We start from the raw sequence: 24631 nt of genomic DNA on the forward strand, positions 1-24631 counted from the left end.
TTATTTAATTGATAGATGCTTAACTTATTAAACCTTATTCGTTGGAAGAATTTATTAATGATTGCTCTAGCTCAATTATTATTAAAATACGCACTTTTAGAGCCTTTTGGAGTAGCGACGAGTTTGGATGGTTTTGGTATTTTTCTTTTAATTTTTGCCACAATTTGCATTGCTGCAGCGGGCAATATTATTAACGACATTTATGATGTGGAGACCGATTTTGTAAACAAACCACATAAACTTATTGTTGGTAATTCAATTTCGGAAAAAACGGCTTACAACCTATTTATTATTTTTAATATTATTGGTGTTGGTGTTGGATTCTATATTTCGCATTTAGTTGGGAAAAGTCCATTTTTTTCACTTTTTGTTATTATTTCTGCTTTGCTTTACGTTTACGCTACTTATTTAAAACGCACGCTTTTAATAGGAAATATTGTTATTTCAATCTTAGTTGGTTTAAGCGTCTTAATTGTTGGGATTTTCGAATTACTACCTGTACTTACTTTAGAAAACAGAGCCATTCAACTCACTTTTTTTAAAATTATTCTAGACTATGCTATGTTTGCATTTCTGCTTAATTTATTGCGAGAAATCGCCAAAGACTTAGAAGATATCGACGGTGACTACAAAGCAGGAATGAATACTTTACCCATTGCTATTGGTAGAGATAGAACCACTAAAGTCTTATTTGTTTTATCGATAATACCGATATTTTTGATAATTTATTATGTTGTAAATTCGTTATATACAGATATTTTTGCTGCTGGTTATTATATATTTTTTATTATAGGCCCCTTAATCTTTACGAGCATTAAATTGTTTAGCGCTAAAACTAAAAAAGATTATCATTTTATTAGTGATTTATTAAAATTGGTTATGTTTTTTGGAGTGCTTTCACTGTTAATTTATTATTTTAATTTGAAAGCTTAACTGTTCTAAATAGTCTACAAGGCCTTTAAAAAACAGGAAAAATACTTTGAATTGAATATAAAATTCATAAGTTAACCCTTTATCATTTCTCAATAACACTATCTAAATATGTTAAAAGAAAAATTAAAAAACTATAATATTATTCTTGCTTCTGGCTCACCACGCAGGCAACAATTTTTTAAAGACTTGGGTTTAGATTTTAAAATTAGACTTAAGCCTGTAAAAGAAGAATATCCAAATCGATTAACTCATTTTGAAATTAGTAATTATTTAGCACAACTAAAAGCACTTCCTTTTAAAGAAGAATTACAAAAAAATGATATTTTAATTACCAGCGATACTATTGTTTGTAACGATAACAAAGCACTTGGAAAGCCTAAAGATGAAGCCGATGCTTTCAATATTTTAAAATCATTAAGTAATAAAACTCACGAAGTGATTACTTCGGTCTGCTTTACCACCAAAACATCCGAAAAAACACTATACTCTATTACTAAAGTTACTTTTAAAGACTTTACAGATGAAGAAATTACTTATTATATAAAAACATCAAAACCTTTTGATAAGGCAGGTGCTTACGGTATTCAAGAATGGATTGGACAAATTGGTGTTACCAAACTAGAAGGCTCTTATTTTAATGTTATGGGTTTGCCAACGCACTTGGTTTACCAAACACTGAATAACATTGCCAATAAACCATTTTAAAAGTAAAATAAAAACACTTGCTGTGCTTTCCAACGTATATTTGCAGCGAATTTTAAAACCTTAAAACATGCAGTTTTTGGATACCTTTCAAAATGAATTAATAAGTACAGCAATTGTACTTATCGTTTTGTTCATTATTAGATATTTAATTCATTTTGCCATTACCAAAATTGGACGTAAAAGCGGTATAAATGACGCCCGAGTTCGCTTAATTCGTCGTTATATTACCGTAACCTTGTTTTTAATAGCAATTTTAATAGAATCTTTTATATTTGGAGCACAAGTCCACGATTTGGCAGTTGTTTTTTCTTCCGTTTTTGCTGTTATTGGTATTGCGCTGTTTGCTATTTGGTCAATTTTAAGCAACATAACTTCTGGTATTATTATGTTTTTCAACTTCCCATATAAAGTGGGTGATAAAATTGAAATTCACGATAAAGATTTCCCTATAAGAGCCATTATTGAAGATATTAGAGCTTTTCAAATTCATTTAAGGTTGGATAATGGCAATTTAGTAACCTACCCTAACAATCTAATGTTACAAAAAGCCGTAACTTTAATTCAAAAAGATGCCATTGATGAGGCTCATGATGACGGCGTAGATGCTATTTAAATAATCTATATCTTTATCTAAATATTTTTCCTAATGGCAAAAACGAGAAAACACAATTATAAAAAAAAGGCAGGCCAAATACCGGGAACAGCTATTTATACCGGTTCAAAATCTTCAGAAAAACTATTTATTGAAGTATTTGATTACAATGAAAAAAGATTTACTGAAAAACATTTAACCGATGTTTCGGAAACCATCCAATACAAAGGAAGTGATTCCATTACTTGGATAAACATAAATGGCTTAAACCATGTTGAAGAAATTGAAAAACTTTCTACGCACTATGAATTTCATCCGCTTGTTTTAGAAGATATTGTAAACATTTCTCAACGCCCAAAAATTGATGAATACGACAATTACTTTTTTATTGTTTTAAAGATGCTTTATTATGATAAGGACGAAAAAATAATCTCGGAGCAAGTCAGTTTTATTTTAGGCAAAGACCATGTATTGTCTTTCCAAGAATCTGAAGGTGATGTTTTTGATGCCGTTAGAGAGCGCATTAGGCATGGAAAAGGAAGAGTTAGAAACATGAATTCCGACTATTTACTTTATGTATTAATAGATGCTGTAGTGGATTATTATTTCAATATTATAGAAATATTAGGCGATAAAATTGAAGATTTTGAAACTGATATTTTTAATGGAAATGCTACGGAAGATGTAAGTCAGAACATTCAAAATTTAAAACGTGAAATTTTAAAAGTGCGCCGCGCCATTTTCCCACTTCGCGAAGTTATAAACCGTATTGAAAAAACAGACAACGAATTAATTTCAAAACAAACTCTAAATTATTACAGAGATGTTTACGACCATTTAATTCAAGTCGCTGAAAACATCGATATTTACCGCGAAATGATTTGGAGTTTAATGGATATGTACATGACTACCATTAGCAATAAAATGAACGAAGTAATGAAAGTACTTACTATTATGGCTTCCATTTTTATTCCGTTAACATTTATTGCAGGCATTTACGGCATGAATTTCGAAAACATTCCTGAGTTACACTACCACAATTCCTATTACATTCTTTGGTGCGTTATGATTGCTATTTTTATTGGAATGATTATCTATTTTAAACGAAAAAAGTGGCTTTAACTTCAATAAACACATATTAAAACCTATTAGCGACAAACACGGAAAAACATAAAGTTAAAGAAACATTAAAACCGTCATATACCCTTTCAATCTTTGTTATATTTGATGCTTAGCTAACTATATATTTATGCAAAGTCCAAAATATTATCTTTTATTACTAGTTTTAACTGTTTCCCTTTCACAGGCACAAAAACCAAAAACACCAGCATCTAACGAGGTTTACGAATCTATCCAAAAACTTAATTTTTTAGGTTCAGTTTTATATGTTGCAGCTCATCCCGATGATGAAAATACAAGATTAATCTCATACCTTTCTAACGAGGTAAAAGCTAGAACAGCCTATCTTTCTTTAACACGTGGCGATGGTGGTCAAAACCTAATTGGCCCAGAAATAAGAGAATTACTAGGCGTTATTAGAACTCAAGAATTATTAGCAGCTAGACGCGTTGATGGTGGAGAACAATTTTTTTCTAGAGCCAATGATTTTGGTTACTCTAAACATCCAAACGAAACTTTACAAATTTGGAATAAAGATCAAGTTTTAAGCGATGTTGTTTTGGCAATCCGCCAGTTTAAACCCGATGTTATTATTAATAGGTTCGATCACAGAACTCCTGGAAGCACGCACGGTCACCATACTAGTTCTGCCATTTTAAGCTTAGAAGCCTTCGATTTAGCAAACAATAGCTCCTCTTATCCAGAACAATTAAAACAAACTTCTTTATGGCAACCAAAACGCATATTTTACAACACGAGTTGGTGGGCTTACGGTAGTGAAGAAAAATTTAATGCAGTCGATAAAAGCAACATGTTAACTTTTGATATTGGCGTATATTATCCGTTAAAAGGTCTGTCTAACAACGAAGTTGCTGCACAAGCTAGAAGCCAGCATTTATGTCAAGGTTTTGGGCGCACATTAGAGCGCGGTTCGCAAACAGAATATATTGAATTTTTAAAAGGAGATCCATTAAGTGAAAACAAAGATATTTTTAATGGAATTGACACCTCATGGAATCGAGTAAAAGGAGGAAAAGCCATTGGTGATATTTTATATGAAGTTGAAAATAATTTCAATTTCAAAAACCCTTCAGAACATATTCCGCAATTAATTGAAGCCTATAAATTACTTCAGAACATAGACGACGACCATTGGAGAGCTCAAAAAACTAAAGAATTAAAATCTATTATAGAAATGTGTGCTGGTTTGTATTTAGAGGCATCGGCAGAAACGCCTTGGGCAACCCAAAACGAAATAGTTAAATTAGATATTGAAGTTTTAAACCGAAGTAATCAAAACATCACTTTAGAAAGTATTAAAAACGCAAACACTATAAATATTGCAAAACATATTGAATTAAAAGAAAACACAAAATTCAACTTCAAAGAAACCTTTAAAATAGGAAGCCATCAACAACCAACAACACCATATTGGCTTACTAAAAAAGGAACTTTAGGTATGTACCAAGTGGATGATACAAATTTAATAGGCTTACCCGAAACACCACGAGTTTACAAAGTGGATTTCAATCTTCTTATTAATAACACACCCATTACATTCACAAAAAATGTGGTGTATCGATTTTCTAAACCAGATAAAGGTGAGTTGTATCGTCCATTTGAAATTATCCCAGAAGTTTCGGCAAAAATCACAGAAAATGTTATTATTCTAAATTCCAATGCCCAGCATGATATTTCAGTAATTGTAAAAGCTGGACGAGATAATTTAGAAGGATCGGTAGAAGTTTGCCATCCTAAAGATTGGAGTATATTTCCAAAAAATCAAAAAATTTCAATTAAAAATAAAGGAGAAGAACAAACTTTAGTATTCACCGTAATTCCTCCTAAAACTCAAAGCGAAGGTATTATTAGCCCTATCGTACATATTGGCGATAAAGATTATACCAAAGAATTAATTTCAATTGATTATGATCACATTCCTTTCCAAACGGTTTTACTACCAAGCGAAAGTAAAATTGTGCGCTTAGATATTAAAAAGAAAGGCGAAAATATTGCTTATATTCAAGGTGCTGGCGATGTGGTTCCTGAGAGTTTGCAACAAATTGGATATAATGTCCGTATTTTAAAACCCGACGAAATTAATGCAGAAACATTAAGCCGTTTTGACGCTATTGTTGTAGGAATTAGAGCTTATAACACCGTTGAAGAATTAAAGTTTAAGCAAGAATTACTGTTTGATTTTGTCGCTCAAGGCGGAAATATGATTGTGCAATACAATACCAATCGTCGTTTAAAAGTTGACAATTTAGCACCATTCAGATTAGAACTTTCTCGTGATAGAGTTACCGATGAAACCGCCGATGTTACTTTTCTAAATCCAGAGCATCCTATTTTAAATTACCCAAATAAAATTACCCAAAATGATTTTGAAGGATGGACGCAAGAACGTGGGCTTTATTTCCCTAATAAATGGGCGCCCGCCTTCACTCCTATTCTATCAATGCATGATAAAGGTGAAACAGACAAAAAAGGAAGCTTACTCGTTGCAAAACATGGTAATGGCTATTTTATTTATACTGGTTTAAGTTTTTTTAGAGAATTTCCGGCAGGAGTTTCTGGAGCTTATAGACTGTTTGCTAATATGCTTTCTATTGGTAAAGAAGATTTAAAACAAGAGGCAAAACTAAACGATTAACTATGGAAGAAAAACAACCAAAAAAACAAGTTTGGCTAAAATTATATTCTTTAGTTCTAATTGCCAACGCTATCTATTTCGTCCTTTTTTACTTAATAACAAAAGCCTTTTAATTTATGCAAACTTTAAATTGGATCGATTGGGTAGTGCTTTGTGTAACTTTAATAGCTATAGTAGCTTACGGCACGTACCAAACCCGAGGTAGCCGTAATGTACAAGATTATTTAAAAGGAGGAAATACATCAAAATGGTGGACCATCGGTCTTTCGGTAATGGCAACCCAAGCCAGTGCCATCACCTTTCTTTCAACACCTGGGCAAGCTTTTAACGACGGTATGGGCTTTGTACAATTCTACTTTGGCTTACCTATTGCCATGGTAGTTATCTGCATGGTTTTCATTCCATTATACCACAGATTAAAAGTTTATACAGCATACGAATTTCTAGAAAACCGCTTCGACTTAAAAACTCGAACATTAACGGCCATTCTGTTTTTAATACAACGTGGCTTGGCAGCAGGAATTACCATTTTTGCACCTGCAATTATTCTTTCCGTAGTTCTTAAATGGGATTTACTGACACTAAATATTGTTATCGGGTTTCTAGTCATTATTTACACCGTTTCCGGAGGAACACGCGCTGTAAACGTAACTCAAAAACACCAAATGGTCGTTATTTTTATCGGGATGCTTGTTGCTTTCTTTTTAATTGTTAGCAAGCTTCCGCAAGATATTACATTCAGTAAAGCACTTGATATTGCTGGAGCTAGTGGTAAAATGGAAGTTTTAGATTTTTCATTCAACTTAAATAATCGTTACACTTTTTGGAGTGGTATTATTGGCGGTACGTTTTTAATGTTATCCTATTTCGGGACCGATCAAAGCCAAGTACAGCGCTACCTTTCTGGCAAATCTGTTAAAGAAATGCAACTTGGTTTAATTTTTAATGGCCTTTTAAAAATACCTATGCAATTCTTTATTTTATTGGTAGGCGTTATGGTTTTCGTGTTTTATCAATTTAATGAAGCTCCTGTAAATTTTAATCCAACAGCAACAGAAGTTGTTTTAAATTCTAAATATGCCGATGAATTTAAAACCCTTCAAAATGAACAAAAAACAATTTTTAACGATAAGCAAAATATCATTAAATCTTTTTTAAATTCTGATAATCCAGAAGCATCAAAACAAATCGCATTAGCCAATGAAGCCAATGATAAATTACGACAAAAAGCTAGAGATTTAATTGATAAAGCTTCGGAAAGTGAAAGTATAAAAATAGAAAGCAACGATAAGGATTATGTTTTTATTCATTTTATTCTGAATAATTTACCACGCGGACTAATCGGTTTACTTTTAGCAGTAATTTTAAGCGCAGCCATGTCGAGTACTGCAAGTGAATTAAACGCTTTAGGTTCTACAACAACCATAGATTTATACAAACGAAATACTAGCGAAAAGACAGAAGAAGAAATGGTAAGAGCCTCACGTTGGTTTACATTTGCTTGGGGAATTATTGCTATAGGTGTAGCTTGTGTTGCCAATTTAGCCGAAAACTTAATTCAGCTTGTAAATATTATTGGATCTATTTTTTATGGCAACGTTTTAGGTGTGTTTTTGTTAGCTTTTTTCTTTAAATTTGTAAAAGGAAATGCCGTATTTATAGGAGCCTTAATAACGCAATTTATTGTAATTGCATTATATCTTTTAGACTTAAACAATCTTATTAACTTGCCATTTTTATGGTTAAATTTTGTGGGTTGTGCTATTGTAATCGCAATTTCATGTATAATTCAAATACTTATTCCAAATGAAAAACCAATCACAAGTTAAAACAATAAACTGGGGTATTATTGGCTTAGGAAGTATTGCTAATAAATTTGCAACAGATTTATTAACTATTCCAGATGCTAAACTTTACGCTGTAGCATCGCGATCACAAGATAAAGCAGATCTTTTTGCTGATAAATATAGCGCTACCAAAGCATATGATAGTTATGAAGCCTTGGCAAACGACAAAAATATAGACGCCATTTACATTGCCACACCTCACGCTTTACATAAAGAAAACACCTTGTTATGCTTAGAAAAAGGCATAGCAGTTTTATGCGAAAAACCTTTTGCTATGGACGCTCAAGAAGTGAGTATTATGATAGCGAAAGCCAAAGAAAAAAACGTGTTGTTAATGGAAGCGCTTTGGACTTACTTTTTACCGCATTATCAGTTTGTTTTAAAGGAATTGAAAAATGAAACTTACGGTAAGCTTTTAAAAGTGGAAACCGATTTTGGTTTTCATCGTGATTTTGATAATTCAGCAAGATTATTTAATAAATCGCTCGGTGGTGGAAGCCTACTCGACATTGGGATTTACTCAATTTTTACAGCCTTATCAACTTTAGGTATTCCAGAAAAAATGGAAGCTGATGCTACGTTTTTTAAAAATGGTGCAGATTCATCTTGCAATATTTCCTTTAGTTATAAAAATGGTAAAACCGCGAAACTAAAAAGCACACTTTTGGAAGATACTCCAACCGAAGCTATTTTTTATTGTGAAAATGGAACTATTAAAATTAATACCATGTTCCACATGCCTACCACGGTAACTGTGATCGCTAATGGAGAAGAAAAAACTTTAGATTTTGGGTATAAAACCATTGGGTATAACTACGAGGCTATTCACTTTAATGAATTGATCCGTGCTGGAAAAACAGAAAGTGATATTATGACTTTCGAGTTTAGTGAAAAACTTATAAATACTCTAGATACCGTTAGAAACCTTATTAAACTAGAATATTAAAATCATATTTTCTTTAATAAATTACAAATCTGTCCGATAAGTTCAAAATTAACTTATCGGACATTTTTATTATATGGCTTAATCAAAACTTAGTGTAAAGCATGATCTTTAACTTGTGTAAACTATATCACTTAACAAACAGCAATGAAACCGAAGTACACATATAAAAAAAATCGAAATTTATTGAAAAATATAAATTTTGAATACTTTGAAACTTATTCTCTTCAGCGAGGAGAAAAGCTTGAGAAGAAAATCAAATCTTTAGAATCTGAATTTGATAAAATTAAATCCAAAACTGACCGAAATGAAACGCTAAAAAATAGATTATCTGAATTTCACTCAAGTAATTGTCAATAAGAAAGGAGAATCTCATTTTTCAGCAATAAATTTCAGAACAAAATAAATAATTTCTATATCTAAACGGGTTGAAAAGAAATATACTTTTCAACCCGTTTATTTTACTTGTATTTAGAGCTAATCCTATTATACTTCAATTAAATACTTTCAATTTTTTTTATGTAAATTCCATTAAAACAATCGTCTGCACAATTTTCATGAACATAACCGCATGTTGAAATTAATCCATCATTTTCAGTTTCAAAATAAACCTTGGAATCATCTCTATCAATCAACCATTCATTTTCGGCTTTATCATAAACTTCATCTAACGTTAAAGCTTCCGCTCCAGCGTATTTGTGATCCCCTATTTCATCCTCATTTTCGGTCCACTCCAATTCTTCATCTGTAATATCTTCAGATAAATCGTCAGTAATAAAATATTCAAAGTGTCTTTTAATTATTACACCATTAGAAACGGTGATAGTAGTCTCCGAATACCAACCAACCCAAGAACTTTTAGTAACAATATACTTATATGAATTATTGTTAGATATTTTAAATTCCTCTAGAACTTGATGACTAACTTCAAAACCATTTTTATGCGAAATATCATCAGATTCACAAGATAACATCAGGTTTCCCAATAAAATTAATGCGATAAGATAAATTTTGTTATTCATACTTTTGAGTTTTATTTTCTAGATACACCTTTTTGAATTTGGTTGCGTAAGAAAACATAAAAAACTAATGTATTAAACAACTTGAAGTAGAATTTATAAAATGATTACGGAGAGTATAAAAAAGGAGATTTTTAGGACTAGCTCAAAAATCTCCTTTACTAAATTATATTTTATGCAAAGGCTCCAATAAAGGAATACCCTCATTTAACTTCTTTAATCTTAATAAAGCTTCAACATAATAGTAATCGGCATAAATAATAGAATAATCAATTTCTGAATTAGCAGGTGCATGACCTGTTGAATGCAATAAACATGCCGTATTAACGTCTTTACTTTGGTAGTTTTTCGACAACTCTTCTAACATCTTCTCTCCCTTTTCTCTATATTCTTTAGCTAAATTTTCATCTTTAGTAAAGGTTGATAATTCTAGGATGGCAGAAGCCACCACAGCGGCCGCAGAAGCATCTCTTTCTACGTTTGGAATATTTGGATCATCGAAGTCCCAATAAGGTATTAAATCCTCAGGTAAACGGTCTAAATACACTTGAGTTACTTTTTGTGCAAAATCTAAATATTTAGGATCTTTTGTTTCTCTATAAACCATAGTGTAACCGTAAATAGCCCACGATTGTCCACGAGCCCACATACTGCTATCACTATAACCTTGGTGTGTTACTGCTTTAATTTTCTCACCTGTATCTTTATCGTAAATCACAACATGATAAGAACTATAGTCTGGTCTAAATTGATTTTCCATAGTTACATCGGCATGACTAACAGCCATGTCATACAACGCTTTATTATCACCATTTTTAGAAGCCCAGAATAGTAATTCTAAGTTAATCATGTTATCCATAATGGTGTTATGCTGCGGCCATTCCATATTAGGCACATCTCTTGGCCATGACAAAATAGTTCCCACATTAGGATTAAACAACGTTGCCAATGTATCTGCCGTTTTTAATATAACATCTTTATATTCTGGATTTTTAGTTAAACGATAACCATTACCGTAACTATTAAATACTTGAAAACCTAAATCGTGATCTAAAGCAGGTGTTACAGAAAGAGGTTTAAGATATTCTGTAAATTTATCTGCAGTTTGCTCCCATGTTTTTTCATTATTAAATTCATATAAATACCAAAGTTCTCCTGGCCAAAAACCGCTAGTCCAATCTTTATAATCTACATAACGCCATTCTTTACTACCTGGTGCAATATTTCTTGGAATATCACCTTCGGCTGGAACCAATTTTAAAGCACTCGAAGCCTGACCAACGCAATATGCTAATTGAGCATCAACATCAAAACTAGTTTCTAGTGCTACTTCACTTTTATTTTTGCCACAATTTATCATTAGAAGTGTTACAAAGAGCGCACCTAAAATTTGTAATTTCATATTCCTCATATTTAATATCTATAATTTTCTTACTTAATTTTTCAAGTTTCGATCATCTAATTATTGCGATTAAATTTCAATCGCAGACTACTTAATTTTATAATTCAATATTAGTAAGAATAAATATTTAACATCATAAATTATAGCGCAATTAGTATAAATTATAGTCGTATTTAATATAAAAGTGCTGTAAAATCAACAGATATCGAATTATCTCTATAAAATTTGACCTATTAAAAACTTACGGCCTGTTATATTTATTAAGCTTACCAAATACTCATAAATGAAAATTTTTAGATTAATAACAACAGAAAAGACACTCAAATATTAACAGGGTATTATTTTAAATTTACGCACAAAAAAATCCCCTGATTAACTCAGAGGATTCTTTTATCTCAAATTAAATAACAACACTTCAATTTGTTATTAATTTACCTGTTTAATTCATTATGGCTATTAATTAGTAAATAAACAAGGTATCATTAAAGTAACTACGTTACTTTATTTTTTTATAAAAATATTGGTATAATACCATCTTCCATTTTCATTTTGTTCTGCAGATATATCAAAGTTTGTAAAATCTCCTTCAATATTATGGCGATGTCCTTCACTCTCTAACCAAGCTGTTACTAATGTTTTAGCCGAACTATAACCATAAGCAACATTTTCTGAGACTCTTTCTGCTCCTGTATGAGATTTTAAATACTCACTTCTTTTAAAAAAATAATCGTGTGAAATTTTATTATTTTCAAGCATATAATCGGTATGGCTATAAGCCACAGATTTTACAATATCCATATCCTCCAAAGGGTTTAATCCTTTAGACAGCCTGTAATCATTAATTAATTCCAAAGTTTCAACTTCAATTGTTTTGGATTCCATGGTAACTTCACTAATCACGATTGTTCCAGAATCATCATCCATACGCTCTGTAGAACAAGAAAAAGCAAACATGGCTATAAAAGCAAATAACGGAAGTTTAAAAAATGATTTCATAAGTAGGTAGGTTAAAAATTGTTGACTTGGTTCAACAAAGTTATACGCCTACTTAAAAGAAAATGTTAACGAAATGTTAAAATCGATAAAAAACAAGCCTTTCATCGATTTTAAATGCTTTTTATCGTTGAAATACATATTTAATAAATCTAAAAATGTATTTCACCGACATTTTAAGAAGATAAGCGATTAACCAACCAATTATAATCCTCTTGAAGTTGATATCGAATTCTATCGTGTAATCTATTAGGTCGTCCTTGCCAAAATTCTATTTCAATAGGTTTTACAATATAACCTCCCCAATATTTAGGTCGCAAAATAGGTTTGCCTTCATATTCCTTTTCTAATTCAGACAGTTTGTTCTCAAGATAAGCACGATCGGGAATAACTTCACTCTGGTGAGAAACTAAAGCTCCTAACTGACTCCCAACTGGACGCGACTCAAAATATCCGTCGCTCATGTTCTCTGCTATTTTTTCAGCTTTACCCTTTATAATAATTTGCCGCTCTGCACCATGCCAAAAAAAAGACAAACAAACATTTGGATTTACTGCAATAGCTTTTCCCTTTTCACTTTCATAATTTGTATAAAAAATAAAACCTTCATAAGTATAGCGTTTTAATAGTACAACCCTATTTTTAGGATAACCATCTAATCCAAAAGTTGAAACCGTCATGGCATTTGTTTCATCTTCAGTAAAATGTAAATCTACCTCATGAAACCATTTTTGAAATAATTCCATTGGGTTTTCGGGCACTTCTTTTAAAAGCAATTCGCCTTTATCATAAGATTTTCTATAGTTACTTAAATCATTTTCCATAGATACAAAATAACAAAAAAAAATAATTCTATAAACTTTTTTAACGTAAGATTTTCCGAATATTAAGAGTGGTAAATAATAAAAAATACAATTCAAAATATTTTAATAACATGATGCATAAGAAAATAAAACTTTCCTTCGGAACATACTATTTTTGTAACAAAATTATAATTTCAGAATTAAATGAAGGCGTACATTTTGATTGAAAAAAAGGCTACATGATGATTAATAAAATCTTAGTGTTTTATGGTGAAGATGCTAAAGTTGGTTTTATATCAAATAAAATAAACAATTACTCTGTAGACCCAAATAATTGGGTGAGAACGCTTACCGAATATAACTTTATGGTTACAAGCGCAATAAAGTACTACACTAGAAAAATACTTTTCTCAAAAAAAAACTAAAACGCTGCTTATATCTAAAAAAAGCCACTACCTAGCTATTAAAATTTAAAAAACTGAAAGTGTAATTATTAAAATTACTACAATTAACCAAAATCGAACACTTTACCATCTGCACTTAACTCCACATTATCAAAAACTTCCTCAGCTTCGGTTTTAAAGCCTTCTAAACCTCCATAGCGCGTAGAAAAATGTCCTAACACCAAAGTACCTACATTGGCCTGCTTAGCAATCCTAGCTGCTTCTTTTGCTGTAGAATGTTTTGTTTTTGGACCTAAGTGTGCGTGTTTTTCCAAAAACGTAGACTCGTGATATAACACATCTACATTTTTTATAATAGGCACAATATCTTCCTTATAGACCGTATCACTACAAAAAGCATAACTTTTAGGTTTTTCGGCAGGACTAGTAACAGATTCATTTCTTATTAAAACACCATCCTCATTTTCAACATCAAAACCTTGTTTTAATTTACGATAATACGCCACATTTATATTGGCTTCTTCAGCTAAATAAGCATTGAGTTTACGTTCGCCTATTTTCTCTTTAAAAAGGTAGCCATTGGTATAAACACGATGTTCTAATGGAATGGTATGTACTTCTACCACATCATCTTCATAAATTAATTCCGATTCTTTGGATGTTAATTCATGGAAATACAAATTATAATTGGTCCAAGAATCGGCCAACTTCATCTGTAATGTTACTATTTCTTTAATACCTTTTGGTCCATAAACATGTAAATCGGCTTCTCGTTTTAGCAGTCTAAAAGTAGAGATTAAACCTACTAATCCAAAAAAATGATCGCCATGCAAATGCGAAATAAACACATGCTTTATACGGTTGAATTTAATTTTATGCCTACGTAAATGTACTTGAGTACCTTCTCCACAATCTATTAAAAACATGTGGTTGTTAATTTCTAAAACCTGTGCTGTTGTGTTCGTTAAAGCTCTTGGAGTTGCGCTATAACAGCCTAAAATTGTGAGCTTCATAAATTTATTTTATTAGTTTGTAATGTAAAGCTTCTTCAACAGAAAATTTACTTTTAAAGGTGAACGCATAAGGCGTTTCGCCATGTATATTTAAGTAATCTAATCGATCTTTAGCGTCTTGAAACGTTGGTATATAACCCTCAGGAATATACCAGAAAGCCATGTGTAGCATTTTCATTTTGCTAAACCATTCTTTTTTACGCTTAAAAACCTCAATATGTCCAGAGCTATAGGTATAATTAAAAAGTGCTTCTCTGCTTTCCCAAACCGATATATTAATGATTAAAGTATCATCTTTAAAAACAAGTACAGCCGCATCCTTATCTTCATCCTTTAAACGCCAAATAAAACCATCACTAACATCCGCAATAGCATTCATTTTATCCACATTATCTACAAAACCTTGCATAACGGGATCACTTAAAGGCGCCAAACATTTAGCTATATTTACTTGAGATAAAAAATACCGACTCATATTAAAGTCCTAAATCGCGCTCCATAACTTCCATTTCAATAAGATCATGAGCTTCTTGCAAAGTTGGCACAATAGCTAACTCCTCTGGAGCTTCGTCTAAATCAATCTTACCCGAAACAATAACAAACGAATGGTTTGCTGCACGATGCGTATTCGAAATTTGTAAAAACTCACTAACCTCAGCCTTACTTATTGCATCTAACGACGTTAAAGCTATAATTATGTTATTGTTTTTAAACTTAGGGTATAAAGCTTGTATTTTTTTTATCAATTCTATACTCGTAGCTTTTACTTGAGTAATAATGGATGTATTTTCTTTTTGATTTATTATCATAATTACTGTTTTATTTTAGATGCCAATAAATAAATTACTGCCATACGCACCGCTACTCCATTCTGCACCTGATCTAAAATAATAGCTTGGTCAGAATCGGCAACATCACTGGTTATTTCAACACCACGATTTATTGGGCCAGGATGCATGATGGTAATTTCCTTATCTAGCGAGTTTAGTAAATCTTTAGTAACACCAAACTGTTGTGTATATTCTCGAGTGGATGGAAAATAACTAATATCCATACGTTCATTTTGCACACGCAACATATTAGCAACATCGCACCAATTTAAGGCTTTTCTTAAATCGGTCTCTACTTTTACTCCTAATTTATCAATATATTTTGGTAACAACGTTTTTGGCCCACAAACCATAACCTCTGCGCCTTGCAATTGTAATGCAAATATGTTAGATAGTGCTACCCTACTATGTAAAATATCGCCAACAATAACCACTTTTTTTCCTTTTACGCCGCCTAGTTTTTCACGAATAGAATACGAATCTAACAAGGCTTGTGTTGGATGCTCATGCGCGCCATCACCAGCATTTATAATACTAGCCTTAACGTGTTTAGATAAAAATACACCAGCGCCAGGGTTTGGGTGTCGCATAACAACCATATCCACTTTCATCGATAAAATATTGTTTACCGTATCGATTAAAGTTTCTCCTTTTTTAACCGATGATTGCGCCGAAGAAAAATTTAAAACATCGGCCGACAAACGTTTTTCTGCCAGCTCGAACGATAACTTTGTTCGTGTAGAATTTTCGAAAAATAGGTTGGCAATCGTAATATCACGCAGCGAAGGCACTTTTTTAATTGGTCGGTTTATCACTTCTTTAAAATGATCGGCCGTTTCAAAAATAAGTTGAATATCCTGTTTGTTCAGGTATTTAATACCTAATAAGTGGTTTACACTTAATTCGCTCATGATTTTACATATTCAGTTGGCCCCAATAGTTGCCAGTTGTTCAAATTGTATATTGTCTAGCTTCTTCTAAAACTAAAAAACTATTTTTCAATTAAATAAACCGCATCTTCACCATCTTGCTCCGTCCAGTTTACTTTTACTTTTTCATTATTAATTACATCAACCTGTCGGCCACGATAATCGGGCTGTATTGGTAAATGCCTACTAAAACGTCTATCTATAAATGTTAAAAGTTCAATTTCTTGAGGTCTCCCAAAAGACTGTATAGCAGTTAAAGCTGCACGAATACTACGTCCTGTATATAAAACATCGTCCACAAAAACGACATTTTTATCTTCAACTAAAAAATTAATTTTAGTAGCATTGGCCTCCAACGGTTTATCGCTTCGTCTAAAATCGTCGCGGTAAAAGGTAATATCCAATCTACCTAGTTTAATATCTTTAATTTTATAATCTTCGGTTAAAATTTTAGCCAATCTACTGGCTAAAAATACGCCACGTGGCTGTAAACCAATTAAAACGGTATTCGAAAAATCGTGATGTCGTTCAATAAGTTGGCAAGCCAATCTGTGAAGAATGATATTTATGGCTTTAGCGTTAAGTAAAACTTTTTGACTCATATGGTGTTCCAAACGTATTTGGTAAACAAAGGTAATGCAAAAAAAGATAAGTAGAAACCCTAGTCAATAACTTTATTTTGGGCGCAACCCTATCGGGTCGGGCTATACGTTGCAAGTCCTCGTAATCCCGATTATCATCGGGCTTACTGTGGGCTTTTCACTACTATCCCTTGCGCATAGTTCGCAGCGGTAGTTTTTAAACTAAAATTCCGTTTTTTTTATCAGCAATTATCAACTAAAGTAAATCTATAATCCTAATATTTTGGCATCTACAAAGAAGGTGGAATTTACATCAATATTATGGTCTTCTGTAATCAATTCATCTGTAACCGTTTCTACTCTTAAAGTATAGGTGTCACTTTTTATATAGTTTTTTAAATCGTCTGAAGTTGTTTCTAAATTCAAAACATTCTCCGAGTTTTCAGGAACTTCATTCAACCAAGCAATAATAACCTCTTCTTCATTTTCAGCAGAAATATAAATCTTAATGGAATTTAAAAAATCAAAATCACCAGTTTCAGGAGCTGTAATATCCAATTCCATAGCAGTTAATTCAATAGATTCTATTAAATCCTTATTCGTATTATTACTTTCAAAAGTAGATTCAGAATTAGAAGTAACTTCGGGTGTTCCTGCATTAAAAGGCAAATTTATAACAGTAGCAGATTCTATTACAATTTCTTCCGTATAGTTTATTTCAAATTTGGTTAATTCATCTAGTGCATCACAGCTAAAAAATAAAATTATTAATACAGCGCTAGCAATTAATTTAATGGTTCTCATAGGTTTAAATTTGGGAATTTAATTATTTTATGTTTTCAAATATAAGATAAAACAACAACTAACCTATTTTAAAAATAACCAGCCTTTTAATAAAACAAAAAAAACTCAAGTTTTTTAAACTTGAGTTTTTTCTATTAAGCATTAATTAACGAGTCTATTTTAACCTAAACTCAGAGCTTGATACTAAATCTTTTTCATTATAAACGTTAACAATATAACGTCCTTTTTCAAATTTCTCTTTTCCTTTAGATGCAACAAACTCACATACATTAAGAGAAGCGTTTTCATAATTAAATTTACTAATCATACTATAGTTCAATATAGTTTCATCAAACTGAACTTGCTCATTTAAACCTAAAGTATGATTTAAAGGATCTATAACTTGTACATAAAGTTCCTGATCGCCACTCTGCACTAAGGTGTTTTTAGCAACCGTGTAACATACTCTTATTTTATCGGTACGGCTAGCACGTTCTGTTGGTATTAATTTTCCAGATGCACGTTCTATAACTCCAAAGCCTTTTAAACCAAAAGCTCCTAAAACAGATGCGCTATTAACCACTTCTGCCAATGCAGTATTTTGTATAAGTAAAGAGTCTGTAAAAATAGTACGTTCCTCTAAACGCACTCTAGTACTATCTAAAGATGTAGCTAAATAAGAGTTTTCAACACGTAATGAATCGTTTTGTGCCATTAACACATCCATTTCTTTCTGTAATGATGTATACTTTTGTTTATATCTCCACAAGCTTTTTACGTTAGTTTCAGATATTTGCAAAGAATCCATTAAACCCTGAATTCTTCCACGAGCATCAATTAAATTTTTATTCGAAATTTGATTTTCACTAATAGCCTCGTCATATTGCTTAGCCATAGTATTAAGGTCATTCATTACCAAACGTTTTTGCTCGGTTAAATCTTTTTCAACTTCGTTACTTTTCTTATTTAGGTTCATAGCATAAAAACCAGTTGCTAAAAACAAAACCAATGCAATGCCTAAAGCAACTTTAAGCCCTGTACTACTACTATTATTTTCCATATTTCTTACTTTTGTGTTTAATTTTAAAATACTAATGTATTCTCGATATTTGCTTTATATACGAACTTCTTTTTATTTTGGACGTATTACATTGTTAAAATAAATATTACGTAATTTAATTACCTATTTAAATTAAGGTGAATATTAAAACATAAATTATTGGTTGCTTTAAATTTTATGAAATTACAAATAATCCCTTTTGAACAGCAATACGCAAAAGATTTTTACAACTTAAACATAGAGTGGTTGCAATCTCTTTTTTATGTTGAACCTTACGATGATGTAGTGCTAAGTAACTCCAAAGAACATATTATAGACCAAGGTGGATATATATTTTTCGCTAAACTTGATAACGATATTATTGGCACGGTGGCTCTAATGAAGACGAAAGATACTGATAATTTTGAATTAACCAAAATGGCCGTTTCCCCAAAACATCGCGGATTAAAAATTGGCCAGAAATTAATGCATCATGTCATAGAGTTTGCGAAAACAAAACAGATTTCTAAACTTATTATTTACTCTAACCGAAAGCTAGAAAATGCTATTTACATTTATGAAAAAAATGGTTTTATTGAAATCCCGTTGGAAGAAAACAACCAATATAACCGAGCAGATATTAAAATGGAATTAGTATTTTGAATATGTAAGATTTTATCTTTTTTTATTGATTAGAATAACTAAAATTTACTTTGATTTTTTCAAAAAAACAATTAACTTCGTTAAGTATTTCTATACCAAATCATTCTGAATCAATTGAGACGAACAAAAATTCATACTACCAAAAAGTTAGAAAAGTTAGTTAAGAAACTTATCTCAACAGACAAAGAAACTGATTGCGGAATTTTAGGAAAATGGAATGCTACAGTGTTTTATGTAGACAGAAAAAAATGTTGGTTAATTACAAACGGATATACTAAATACAATGTAATTTTGACTGATATAAAAGCATCGGAATTAAGCAACATTGAAGAAATTTTTAAGGATGCTCTTTTCGGACAGCTAATTTATGATGGAATAATAATTGACTTTGAAAACCTGAATTCAATTATTGGTAGTCTAGATTTTCTTCCAACCGATAATGACCGAAGCACTACAGGATTCCAAAATCAACGACTTGAACAATTGGATTGGTGGAAAAATGATTTTGGATCTTTAGAAAAAATGCCAATAAAAGATTTAGCCAACCGAATGAACAATAGTCCAATTCACATTGGGAAAAGTAAAAAAATGTCTGATTTTACCTATTCTATTGAAGAAATAAAAAAATTATTAATGGAATAAAAACCTCTATCAACATCAATAGAGATTATTGATATTCTTATGATTCTAATGGTATTTCTGGTAATTTATTTTTAAAACTTGGAGCTGTCTCTCTATAAGAAACAACTTTCTTCTTAGAAATAATCACTAACAAATCTTCACTTAAAGTAAATAGAGTTCCTGTTCTAAAAGATTCCATTAGCAATGTTTCCAATTCGGCAATGGCCTCCTTTAAAGTAAACTGTTTGTAAAGCTCTTCTTCCGTATAACGGTATTTAAATTGAAAAACTTCTTTACCATCAACTACAAATAAACGCATGTATACATTTGATAAACTTTCACTTCGTTTAACAGGTTTACTTAGTGTAAGTTTTACAAACTCATCCTTTATTAGGCTTTGTTGTAATTTTTCGAAATATTCTTTAAATTCACTCATGCTGCAAAGATAAAAAACTATTTATATTTTACTCATAAACTCTAGCACGCAAATATGTTCAAAACCCGAAATTTAGATACTGTTTGATTAAATACTCAAATAAAAAAGCTTTTGACTTTCTAAAACAAAACAGTTAACTTCGTTTTACATTAAAACCCTTTCACAAAAAATCATCAGTAAACATGAAGTACATTAGCCGCTAACTGAAACAAAAAACACTAAATAGAATATGGACTTAAAAAATCCTTTCACATTTTTCCCTTTACTAATAATAACAAATATTGCAGCATATGTACTAACCATTGTTATTAGCAAGCTTTGGAATTACTTCTATAATCATCAAGAAATGCTACCTAGAGAGGAAATAATTGGTTCAATAATTATTTTATGCATAAATATTGTAATAGCGATACCAGGATATTTATTATGGCTTAATGGTATTATTACATTTTCTGAATCTAGTGTTTGGGTCTCTTTTATTAGTGTGTTTTTGTTAATGGATTTTTTAATGTATGTTTTACATTACCTATCTCATAGCTTAGGAATATTAAAGAAAATCCATGCAAAGCATCATGAACATACCGATAGGTTTAACTCGGTTAGTTTATACCATATGTCTCCATGGGAATCTATATTTTTTGGACTTTTACTAACTATGATAACCATATTGTTTCAATTTAATATTTATGGTTTTATTTTATTTCTGTTTTTTAATTGGGTTTATGGTTTAATAACTCATTTAAATGGGAACACTTATAAACCATCTTTATTTATTTTCACGACAAATACATTTCATAAAGCGCACCATAAACTCAACAATAAAAACTTTGGGTTTTACACCTTTTTTTGGGATAAATTATTTAAAACTGAAGTAAAAAATTAAACCTTAAACAGGTTTTTAAAAGCTTAGTAAAAACAAAACGTCTACAAGCTTTCTCTCACACTAGCCTAAAAAAAACCTCTGCAAACACCCGCGTTAGGGATTGATGCGGCATCCTTTTTTGTACTAGCCTTAATATTCTATAAAATAACGAAACTTATGCATTGCCTCTACCTAATTAAGATGCCAAAATAATTGAGTACAAAAAAGATACAGCGGAAAGCCCGACCCATTTTCGGGTAACGCCATAAAAAAAAACGATTGATAAACTTAACAGCTTATCAATCGTTTTTTAAAATTAAATATTTCTTTAAAATATTAGCCTTTTAACCAAGCTTCACGTAATGCTTTTTGAGCATCGGTAGCATCGGCTTTTTCGAAGATACCGTCGCCTATAGTGTAAGATTTTGTGGTTGTGGTGTTGATTTCAATGTCTTTACCATCGCGCTCCAAGGTAACGTGTATATCTGTTCCTGGAGACCACATAAACATTTTTTGCAATAAATCGTTAGCGTTTGCCATAGTGAACAGCTCGCCATCTATGGCTTTTAAAACATCGTTTGCTTGCACACCTTGCTCGTTCCAGAAACTATTGCCTTTTACGGCATCTATAAAAAACACTTGTCCTTTTTCTGGATTAGCACCAAATAAAAGTGTTCCTGCATTATGCACGTAGCTGGTTTCGACTTTTCCTTCGCCAATTTCTAAGCCTACTTTGTTTAAAAACTGGTTGTAGTTAATTGGAATATCCCCAATAACATGATTATCGAAAAAATCGCGTAACGACGGGTAAGTCATGGCTACAATTTCGTCTATTAATTTATCGTCTTCGAAAGGTTTATCCTTTCCGTATTTATTAGAAAGTTCTTTCATTAGTGATAAAATACCGCGATGTCCATTACTTTCTTCTCGCATCATAATATCGATACACATGCCTATTAATGCGCCTTTTTGATACACATTTAGGTATTGATCTTTGTACGGTGCTTTTAATACGTTTTCGCTCATTATGGTAAAGCTCATAGCATCGTTTAGGTTTTTAGATGCTTGTACTTTTTCCATTATTTTATTAAAAAATTCATCTTCTGTAACTAAACCTTCACTAACTTGAAATAAGGTTGCAAAATATTCGGTAACACCTTCGTACATCCATAAATGCTTAGAGAATGTTGGGTTGTTATAATCAAAATAATGAACATCCTCGGAATGCACGCTTAATGGCGTTACAATGTGGAAAAACTCGTGAGATACTACATCTGTCATGCTGCTTGCAAGCATTTCTTCGTCCATGTCTTCTGGTAATACCACTACGGTAGATGTGTGGTGCTCTAATGCGCCAAAACCTTTAGGAGAATCGTCTGCACCATCAGATAAATACAAATAAATATCGTAACGTGGTGTTGTATTTATATCTCCTAAAAAGGCTTTTTGCGCTTCCATCATTTTAAAAATAGTCTCTTTTAATGAAGCTGCGGTATGTACCTTATTTGGAGAATATACGCTTAATACAATTTTAATATCGCCAACCATAAACTCTTCGACATCTAAATCGCCGTACATCATTGGGTTATCGGTAATATCGAAATAACGTGGTGCAAAATAGCTAGTGGTTATGCTTTTACCATCTTCGCTAGTTTTAGAATCTACAGTTTGTAATGCCGAAGTACGAACAAAATCTGCAGGACCTGTAATATCTACTTTATATTGGTTGTTTTTTAAAGTATCGAAATACCCAATAAAACCGTGCAAATTAAGCACATAGTTTTCTGGTTCTATATTTGTTCCAGATGGTGAAAATGGCTCTTCGCCACCTATACCGCCTTTGGTTTCAATATCGAAAGTATCGTTTACCAAATATGTTATTTTATCTAGTTGTTTTGCATTTGCTATAGTCCAAGTATTAGCATCGACCTTAACTACTGGCATGCTTTCTCCTTTATAGTTAATGGCTTTAAAATCGTCTATATATTTCCCGAAATCACTTACCGAATAGGTCCCCTGCACTACTCTTGGCAGCCTATAGGTAACGCTCGATACTGTAAAACGTCCAGGATTAATAATTACTGGTGCTTTATCGTTAGTAACGTTGTTTAAATTAATAGAAGTTTCTATTGGTAAACTTACGGCTAAATCGTTTTTAGCATTTTTTGTAGAACTACAACTTGATAATAAAATCCCCATCATGACAGATGCGGAAAGGAACTTGATATTCATATATTACTTTTAATTTAATTATAGATTGCCATAGATTTAGTGTGGTACAACCTAGATTTATAATTACTTAATTTTAACTAAACACATAGAATGTATAGCAAATTAACGCTAATGGCTTAGTTATAAACAAGTGACGTCGAAAATACTATTATGTTGCATATTAATCTCCTAAGGTTTTGTTAAATTCGCAGCATGCAAAAACCATTAGTTAGCATTTTAATTCCGTTTAAAAACACGGAAATCTATTTAAAACCATGCTTAACCTCTATTATTGAGCAAAGTTATCCCAATTGGGAATTACTTATTATTGACGACGGTTCTACGGACCAAAGTTTCGATATTGTAAATTCTTTCGCTCTAAAAGATAAAAGAATTCAACTTTTTAAAAATTTTGGAAACGGTATCATTGATGCCTTAAAACTGGCTTTTTCTAAAAGTAGCGGTGAACTTATTACCCGCATGGATAGTGATGATATTATGCAACCTAACAAAATTGAGGTTCTAGCAAATAACTTGTTAACCCACGGAAAGCAACATGTTGCCGTTGGCTTGGTGAATTACTTCTCGGAAGATGGCATAAAGGACGGTTATAAAAGTTATGAGGTTTGGTTGAATAACTTAACTGAAAAAGGTTCTAATTTTTCTGAAATTTATAAAGAATGTGTTATTCCCTCGCCTTGTTGGATGCTTTACCGAAGTGATTTAATTGCTTGCAATGCCTTTAACCCAAACTTATATCCTGAAGATTATGATTTAGCTTTTCGGTTTTACAAGCATGGTTTTAAATGCATACCATGTGCTGATGTTTTACACAATTGGCGTGATTATAACAGTAGAACCTCACGCACGCATTTGCATTATGCCGAAAATCATTTTATTGATATTAAACTGAAGTATTTTTTAGAACTCGATTATGATAAAGACAAAACCTTGGTGATTTGGGGTGCTGGAAAAAAAGGTAAAACCATTGCAAAAAAACTGATTGAAAAACAGATAAAATTTGAATGGATTTGCGATAACCCAAATAAAATAGGTCGTGATATTTATGGTGTTATTCTCAAGCCTTTTAGTTATTTAAAAGACGAAGGAAACGCACAAAGCATTATTACTGTTGCCAATAAAATCGAGCAAAAAGAGATTTTAATTTATATGAAGAATTTAAACCTGAAACAGATTGAAGATTATGTTTTTTTCTGTTAATCTTTATTTTTGATATCTATTATTAG

26 protein-coding genes are annotated in these 24631 nt (G+C 31.6%); 13 read left to right on the forward strand and 13 right to left on the reverse strand.

Features of this window, described 5'->3' with window-relative positions:
* Window positions 1-15 precede the first annotated feature (15 nt).
* From M4I23_RS08505 to M4I23_RS08540, 8 genes are all read left to right on the forward strand, one after another.
* Window positions 16-933, forward strand: a complete 918-nt coding sequence (locus M4I23_RS08505; RefSeq protein ID WP_249754111.1) for a geranylgeranylglycerol-phosphate geranylgeranyltransferase — start codon at window positions 16-18, stop codon at window positions 931-933.
* A gap of 108 nt (window positions 934-1041) precedes the next feature.
* Window positions 1042-1638, forward strand: a complete 597-nt coding sequence (locus tag M4I23_RS08510) for a Maf-like protein (protein WP_249754112.1) — start codon at window positions 1042-1044, stop codon at window positions 1636-1638.
* A gap of 67 nt (window positions 1639-1705) precedes the next feature.
* A complete protein-coding gene (locus tag M4I23_RS08515; protein WP_158851417.1) occupies window positions 1706-2251 on the forward strand; it encodes a mechanosensitive ion channel domain-containing protein in 546 nt (181 codons plus the stop codon).
* Between the two features lie 33 nt (window positions 2252-2284).
* Window positions 2285-3352, forward strand: coding sequence for a magnesium/cobalt transporter CorA (corA, locus tag M4I23_RS08520; RefSeq protein WP_158851419.1), 1068 nt, complete (start codon window positions 2285-2287; stop codon window positions 3350-3352).
* 127 nt (window positions 3353-3479) lie between these two features.
* A complete protein-coding gene (locus M4I23_RS08525) occupies window positions 3480-6005 on the forward strand; it encodes a PIG-L family deacetylase (protein WP_249754113.1) in 2526 nt (841 codons plus the stop codon).
* A 116-nt stretch (window positions 6006-6121) separates the two neighbouring features.
* A complete protein-coding gene (locus M4I23_RS08530) occupies window positions 6122-7834 on the forward strand; it encodes a sodium:solute symporter (protein ID WP_158851423.1) in 1713 nt (570 codons plus the stop codon).
* Window positions 7812-8798, forward strand: coding sequence for a Gfo/Idh/MocA family protein (locus M4I23_RS08535; protein WP_249754114.1), 987 nt, complete (start codon window positions 7812-7814; stop codon window positions 8796-8798). Before M4I23_RS08530 ends, M4I23_RS08535 begins: the two co-directional genes overlap by 23 nt.
* Window positions 8799-8942: 144 nt before the next feature.
* Window positions 8943-9155, forward strand: coding sequence for a hypothetical protein (locus M4I23_RS08540; protein ID WP_249754115.1), 213 nt, complete (start codon window positions 8943-8945; stop codon window positions 9153-9155).
* Between the two features lie 137 nt (window positions 9156-9292).
* On the opposite strand, the gene M4I23_RS08545 is transcribed toward M4I23_RS08540, so the two are convergent.
* The 4 genes from M4I23_RS08545 to pdxH all read right to left on the reverse strand — a co-directional run bounded on the left by M4I23_RS08545 (window position 9293) and on the right by pdxH (window position 13033).
* On the reverse strand, window positions 9293-9817 hold the full coding sequence (locus tag M4I23_RS08545; protein ID WP_249754116.1) for a hypothetical protein: 525 nt from the start codon (window positions 9815-9817) through the stop codon (window positions 9293-9295).
* Between the two features lie 163 nt (window positions 9818-9980).
* Window positions 9981-11216, reverse strand: a complete 1236-nt coding sequence (locus M4I23_RS08550; RefSeq protein ID WP_249754117.1) for a glycoside hydrolase family 88 protein — start codon at window positions 11214-11216, stop codon at window positions 9981-9983.
* 501 nt (window positions 11217-11717) lie between these two features.
* Window positions 11718-12212 carry a CAP domain-containing protein gene (locus tag M4I23_RS08555; protein WP_158851433.1) on the reverse strand — a complete coding sequence of 165 codons (495 nt, stop codon included), beginning with the start codon at window positions 12210-12212 and terminating at the stop codon, window positions 11718-11720.
* A gap of 173 nt (window positions 12213-12385) precedes the next feature.
* Window positions 12386-13033 (reverse strand): pyridoxamine 5'-phosphate oxidase, encoded by a 648-nt coding sequence (gene pdxH / locus M4I23_RS08560; protein ID WP_158851435.1) that lies wholly within the window; start codon window positions 13031-13033, stop codon window positions 12386-12388.
* 218 nt (window positions 13034-13251) lie between these two features.
* Between pdxH and M4I23_RS08565 the strand changes: the two genes are divergently transcribed.
* Window positions 13252-13437 (forward strand): hypothetical protein, encoded by a 186-nt coding sequence (locus tag M4I23_RS08565; RefSeq protein WP_249754118.1) that lies wholly within the window; start codon window positions 13252-13254, stop codon window positions 13435-13437.
* An 83-nt stretch (window positions 13438-13520) separates the two neighbouring features.
* Here M4I23_RS08565 and M4I23_RS08570 read toward each other — a convergent pair whose 3' ends face one another.
* From M4I23_RS08570 to M4I23_RS08600, 7 genes are all read right to left on the reverse strand, one after another.
* The gene (locus M4I23_RS08570) at window positions 13521-14429 is read right to left on the reverse strand and encodes a ribonuclease Z (protein ID WP_158851439.1); all 909 of its coding nucleotides are present in this window, start codon (window positions 14427-14429) and stop codon (window positions 13521-13523) included.
* 4 nt (window positions 14430-14433) lie between these two features.
* Window positions 14434-14904, reverse strand: coding sequence for a DUF3291 domain-containing protein (locus tag M4I23_RS08575; RefSeq protein WP_249754119.1), 471 nt, complete (start codon window positions 14902-14904; stop codon window positions 14434-14436).
* Between the two features lies 1 nt (window position 14905).
* Window positions 14906-15238: a ribonuclease Z gene (locus tag M4I23_RS08580; RefSeq protein WP_158851443.1), complete on the reverse strand. Its 333-nt coding sequence runs from the start codon at window positions 15236-15238 to the stop codon at window positions 14906-14908.
* Between the two features lie 2 nt (window positions 15239-15240).
* Entirely contained in the window at window positions 15241-16170 is a 930-nt protein-coding gene (locus M4I23_RS08585) for an aspartate carbamoyltransferase catalytic subunit (RefSeq protein ID WP_159021004.1), read from the reverse strand.
* A gap of 80 nt (window positions 16171-16250) precedes the next feature.
* Window positions 16251-16790 (reverse strand): bifunctional pyr operon transcriptional regulator/uracil phosphoribosyltransferase PyrR, encoded by a 540-nt coding sequence (gene pyrR / locus M4I23_RS08590; RefSeq protein WP_158851447.1) that lies wholly within the window; start codon window positions 16788-16790, stop codon window positions 16251-16253.
* A 246-nt stretch (window positions 16791-17036) separates the two neighbouring features.
* Window positions 17037-17573: a hypothetical protein gene (locus M4I23_RS08595; RefSeq protein ID WP_249754120.1), complete on the reverse strand. Its 537-nt coding sequence runs from the start codon at window positions 17571-17573 to the stop codon at window positions 17037-17039.
* A gap of 154 nt (window positions 17574-17727) precedes the next feature.
* A complete protein-coding gene (locus M4I23_RS08600; RefSeq protein WP_158851450.1) occupies window positions 17728-18612 on the reverse strand; it encodes a chromosome partitioning protein ParA in 885 nt (294 codons plus the stop codon).
* A 177-nt stretch (window positions 18613-18789) separates the two neighbouring features.
* Here M4I23_RS08600 and M4I23_RS08605 point away from each other — a divergent pair, with 177 nt between their 5' ends.
* Together M4I23_RS08605 and M4I23_RS08610 are read left to right on the forward strand one after the other, a co-directional pair.
* Window positions 18790-19254: a GNAT family N-acetyltransferase gene (locus tag M4I23_RS08605; RefSeq protein WP_158851451.1), complete on the forward strand. Its 465-nt coding sequence runs from the start codon at window positions 18790-18792 to the stop codon at window positions 19252-19254.
* A gap of 114 nt (window positions 19255-19368) precedes the next feature.
* A complete protein-coding gene (locus M4I23_RS08610; RefSeq protein ID WP_158851453.1) occupies window positions 19369-19896 on the forward strand; it encodes a hypothetical protein in 528 nt (175 codons plus the stop codon).
* A gap of 37 nt (window positions 19897-19933) precedes the next feature.
* Here M4I23_RS08610 and M4I23_RS08615 read toward each other — a convergent pair whose 3' ends face one another.
* A complete protein-coding gene (locus tag M4I23_RS08615; protein WP_158851456.1) occupies window positions 19934-20311 on the reverse strand; it encodes a hypothetical protein in 378 nt (125 codons plus the stop codon).
* Window positions 20312-20540: 229 nt separating this feature from the next.
* On the opposite strand from M4I23_RS08615, the gene M4I23_RS08620 reads away from it, so the two are divergent.
* Window positions 20541-21194: a sterol desaturase family protein gene (locus M4I23_RS08620; RefSeq protein ID WP_249754121.1), complete on the forward strand. Its 654-nt coding sequence runs from the start codon at window positions 20541-20543 to the stop codon at window positions 21192-21194.
* Between the two features lie 315 nt (window positions 21195-21509).
* On the opposite strand, the gene M4I23_RS08625 is transcribed toward M4I23_RS08620, so the two are convergent.
* The gene (locus M4I23_RS08625; protein WP_249754122.1) at window positions 21510-23405 is read right to left on the reverse strand and encodes a peptidase M61; all 1896 of its coding nucleotides are present in this window, start codon (window positions 23403-23405) and stop codon (window positions 21510-21512) included.
* Window positions 23406-23597: 192 nt separating this feature from the next.
* Between M4I23_RS08625 and M4I23_RS08630 the strand changes: the two genes are divergently transcribed.
* Window positions 23598-24605, forward strand: coding sequence for a glycosyltransferase family 2 protein (locus M4I23_RS08630; protein ID WP_249754123.1), 1008 nt, complete (start codon window positions 23598-23600; stop codon window positions 24603-24605).
* The last annotated feature ends 26 nt before the right edge of the window (window positions 24606-24631 follow it).

This window comes from Algibacter sp. L4_22 (genome assembly GCF_023473045.1).
Classification (GTDB): Bacteria; Bacteroidota; Bacteroidia; order Flavobacteriales; family Flavobacteriaceae; genus Algibacter.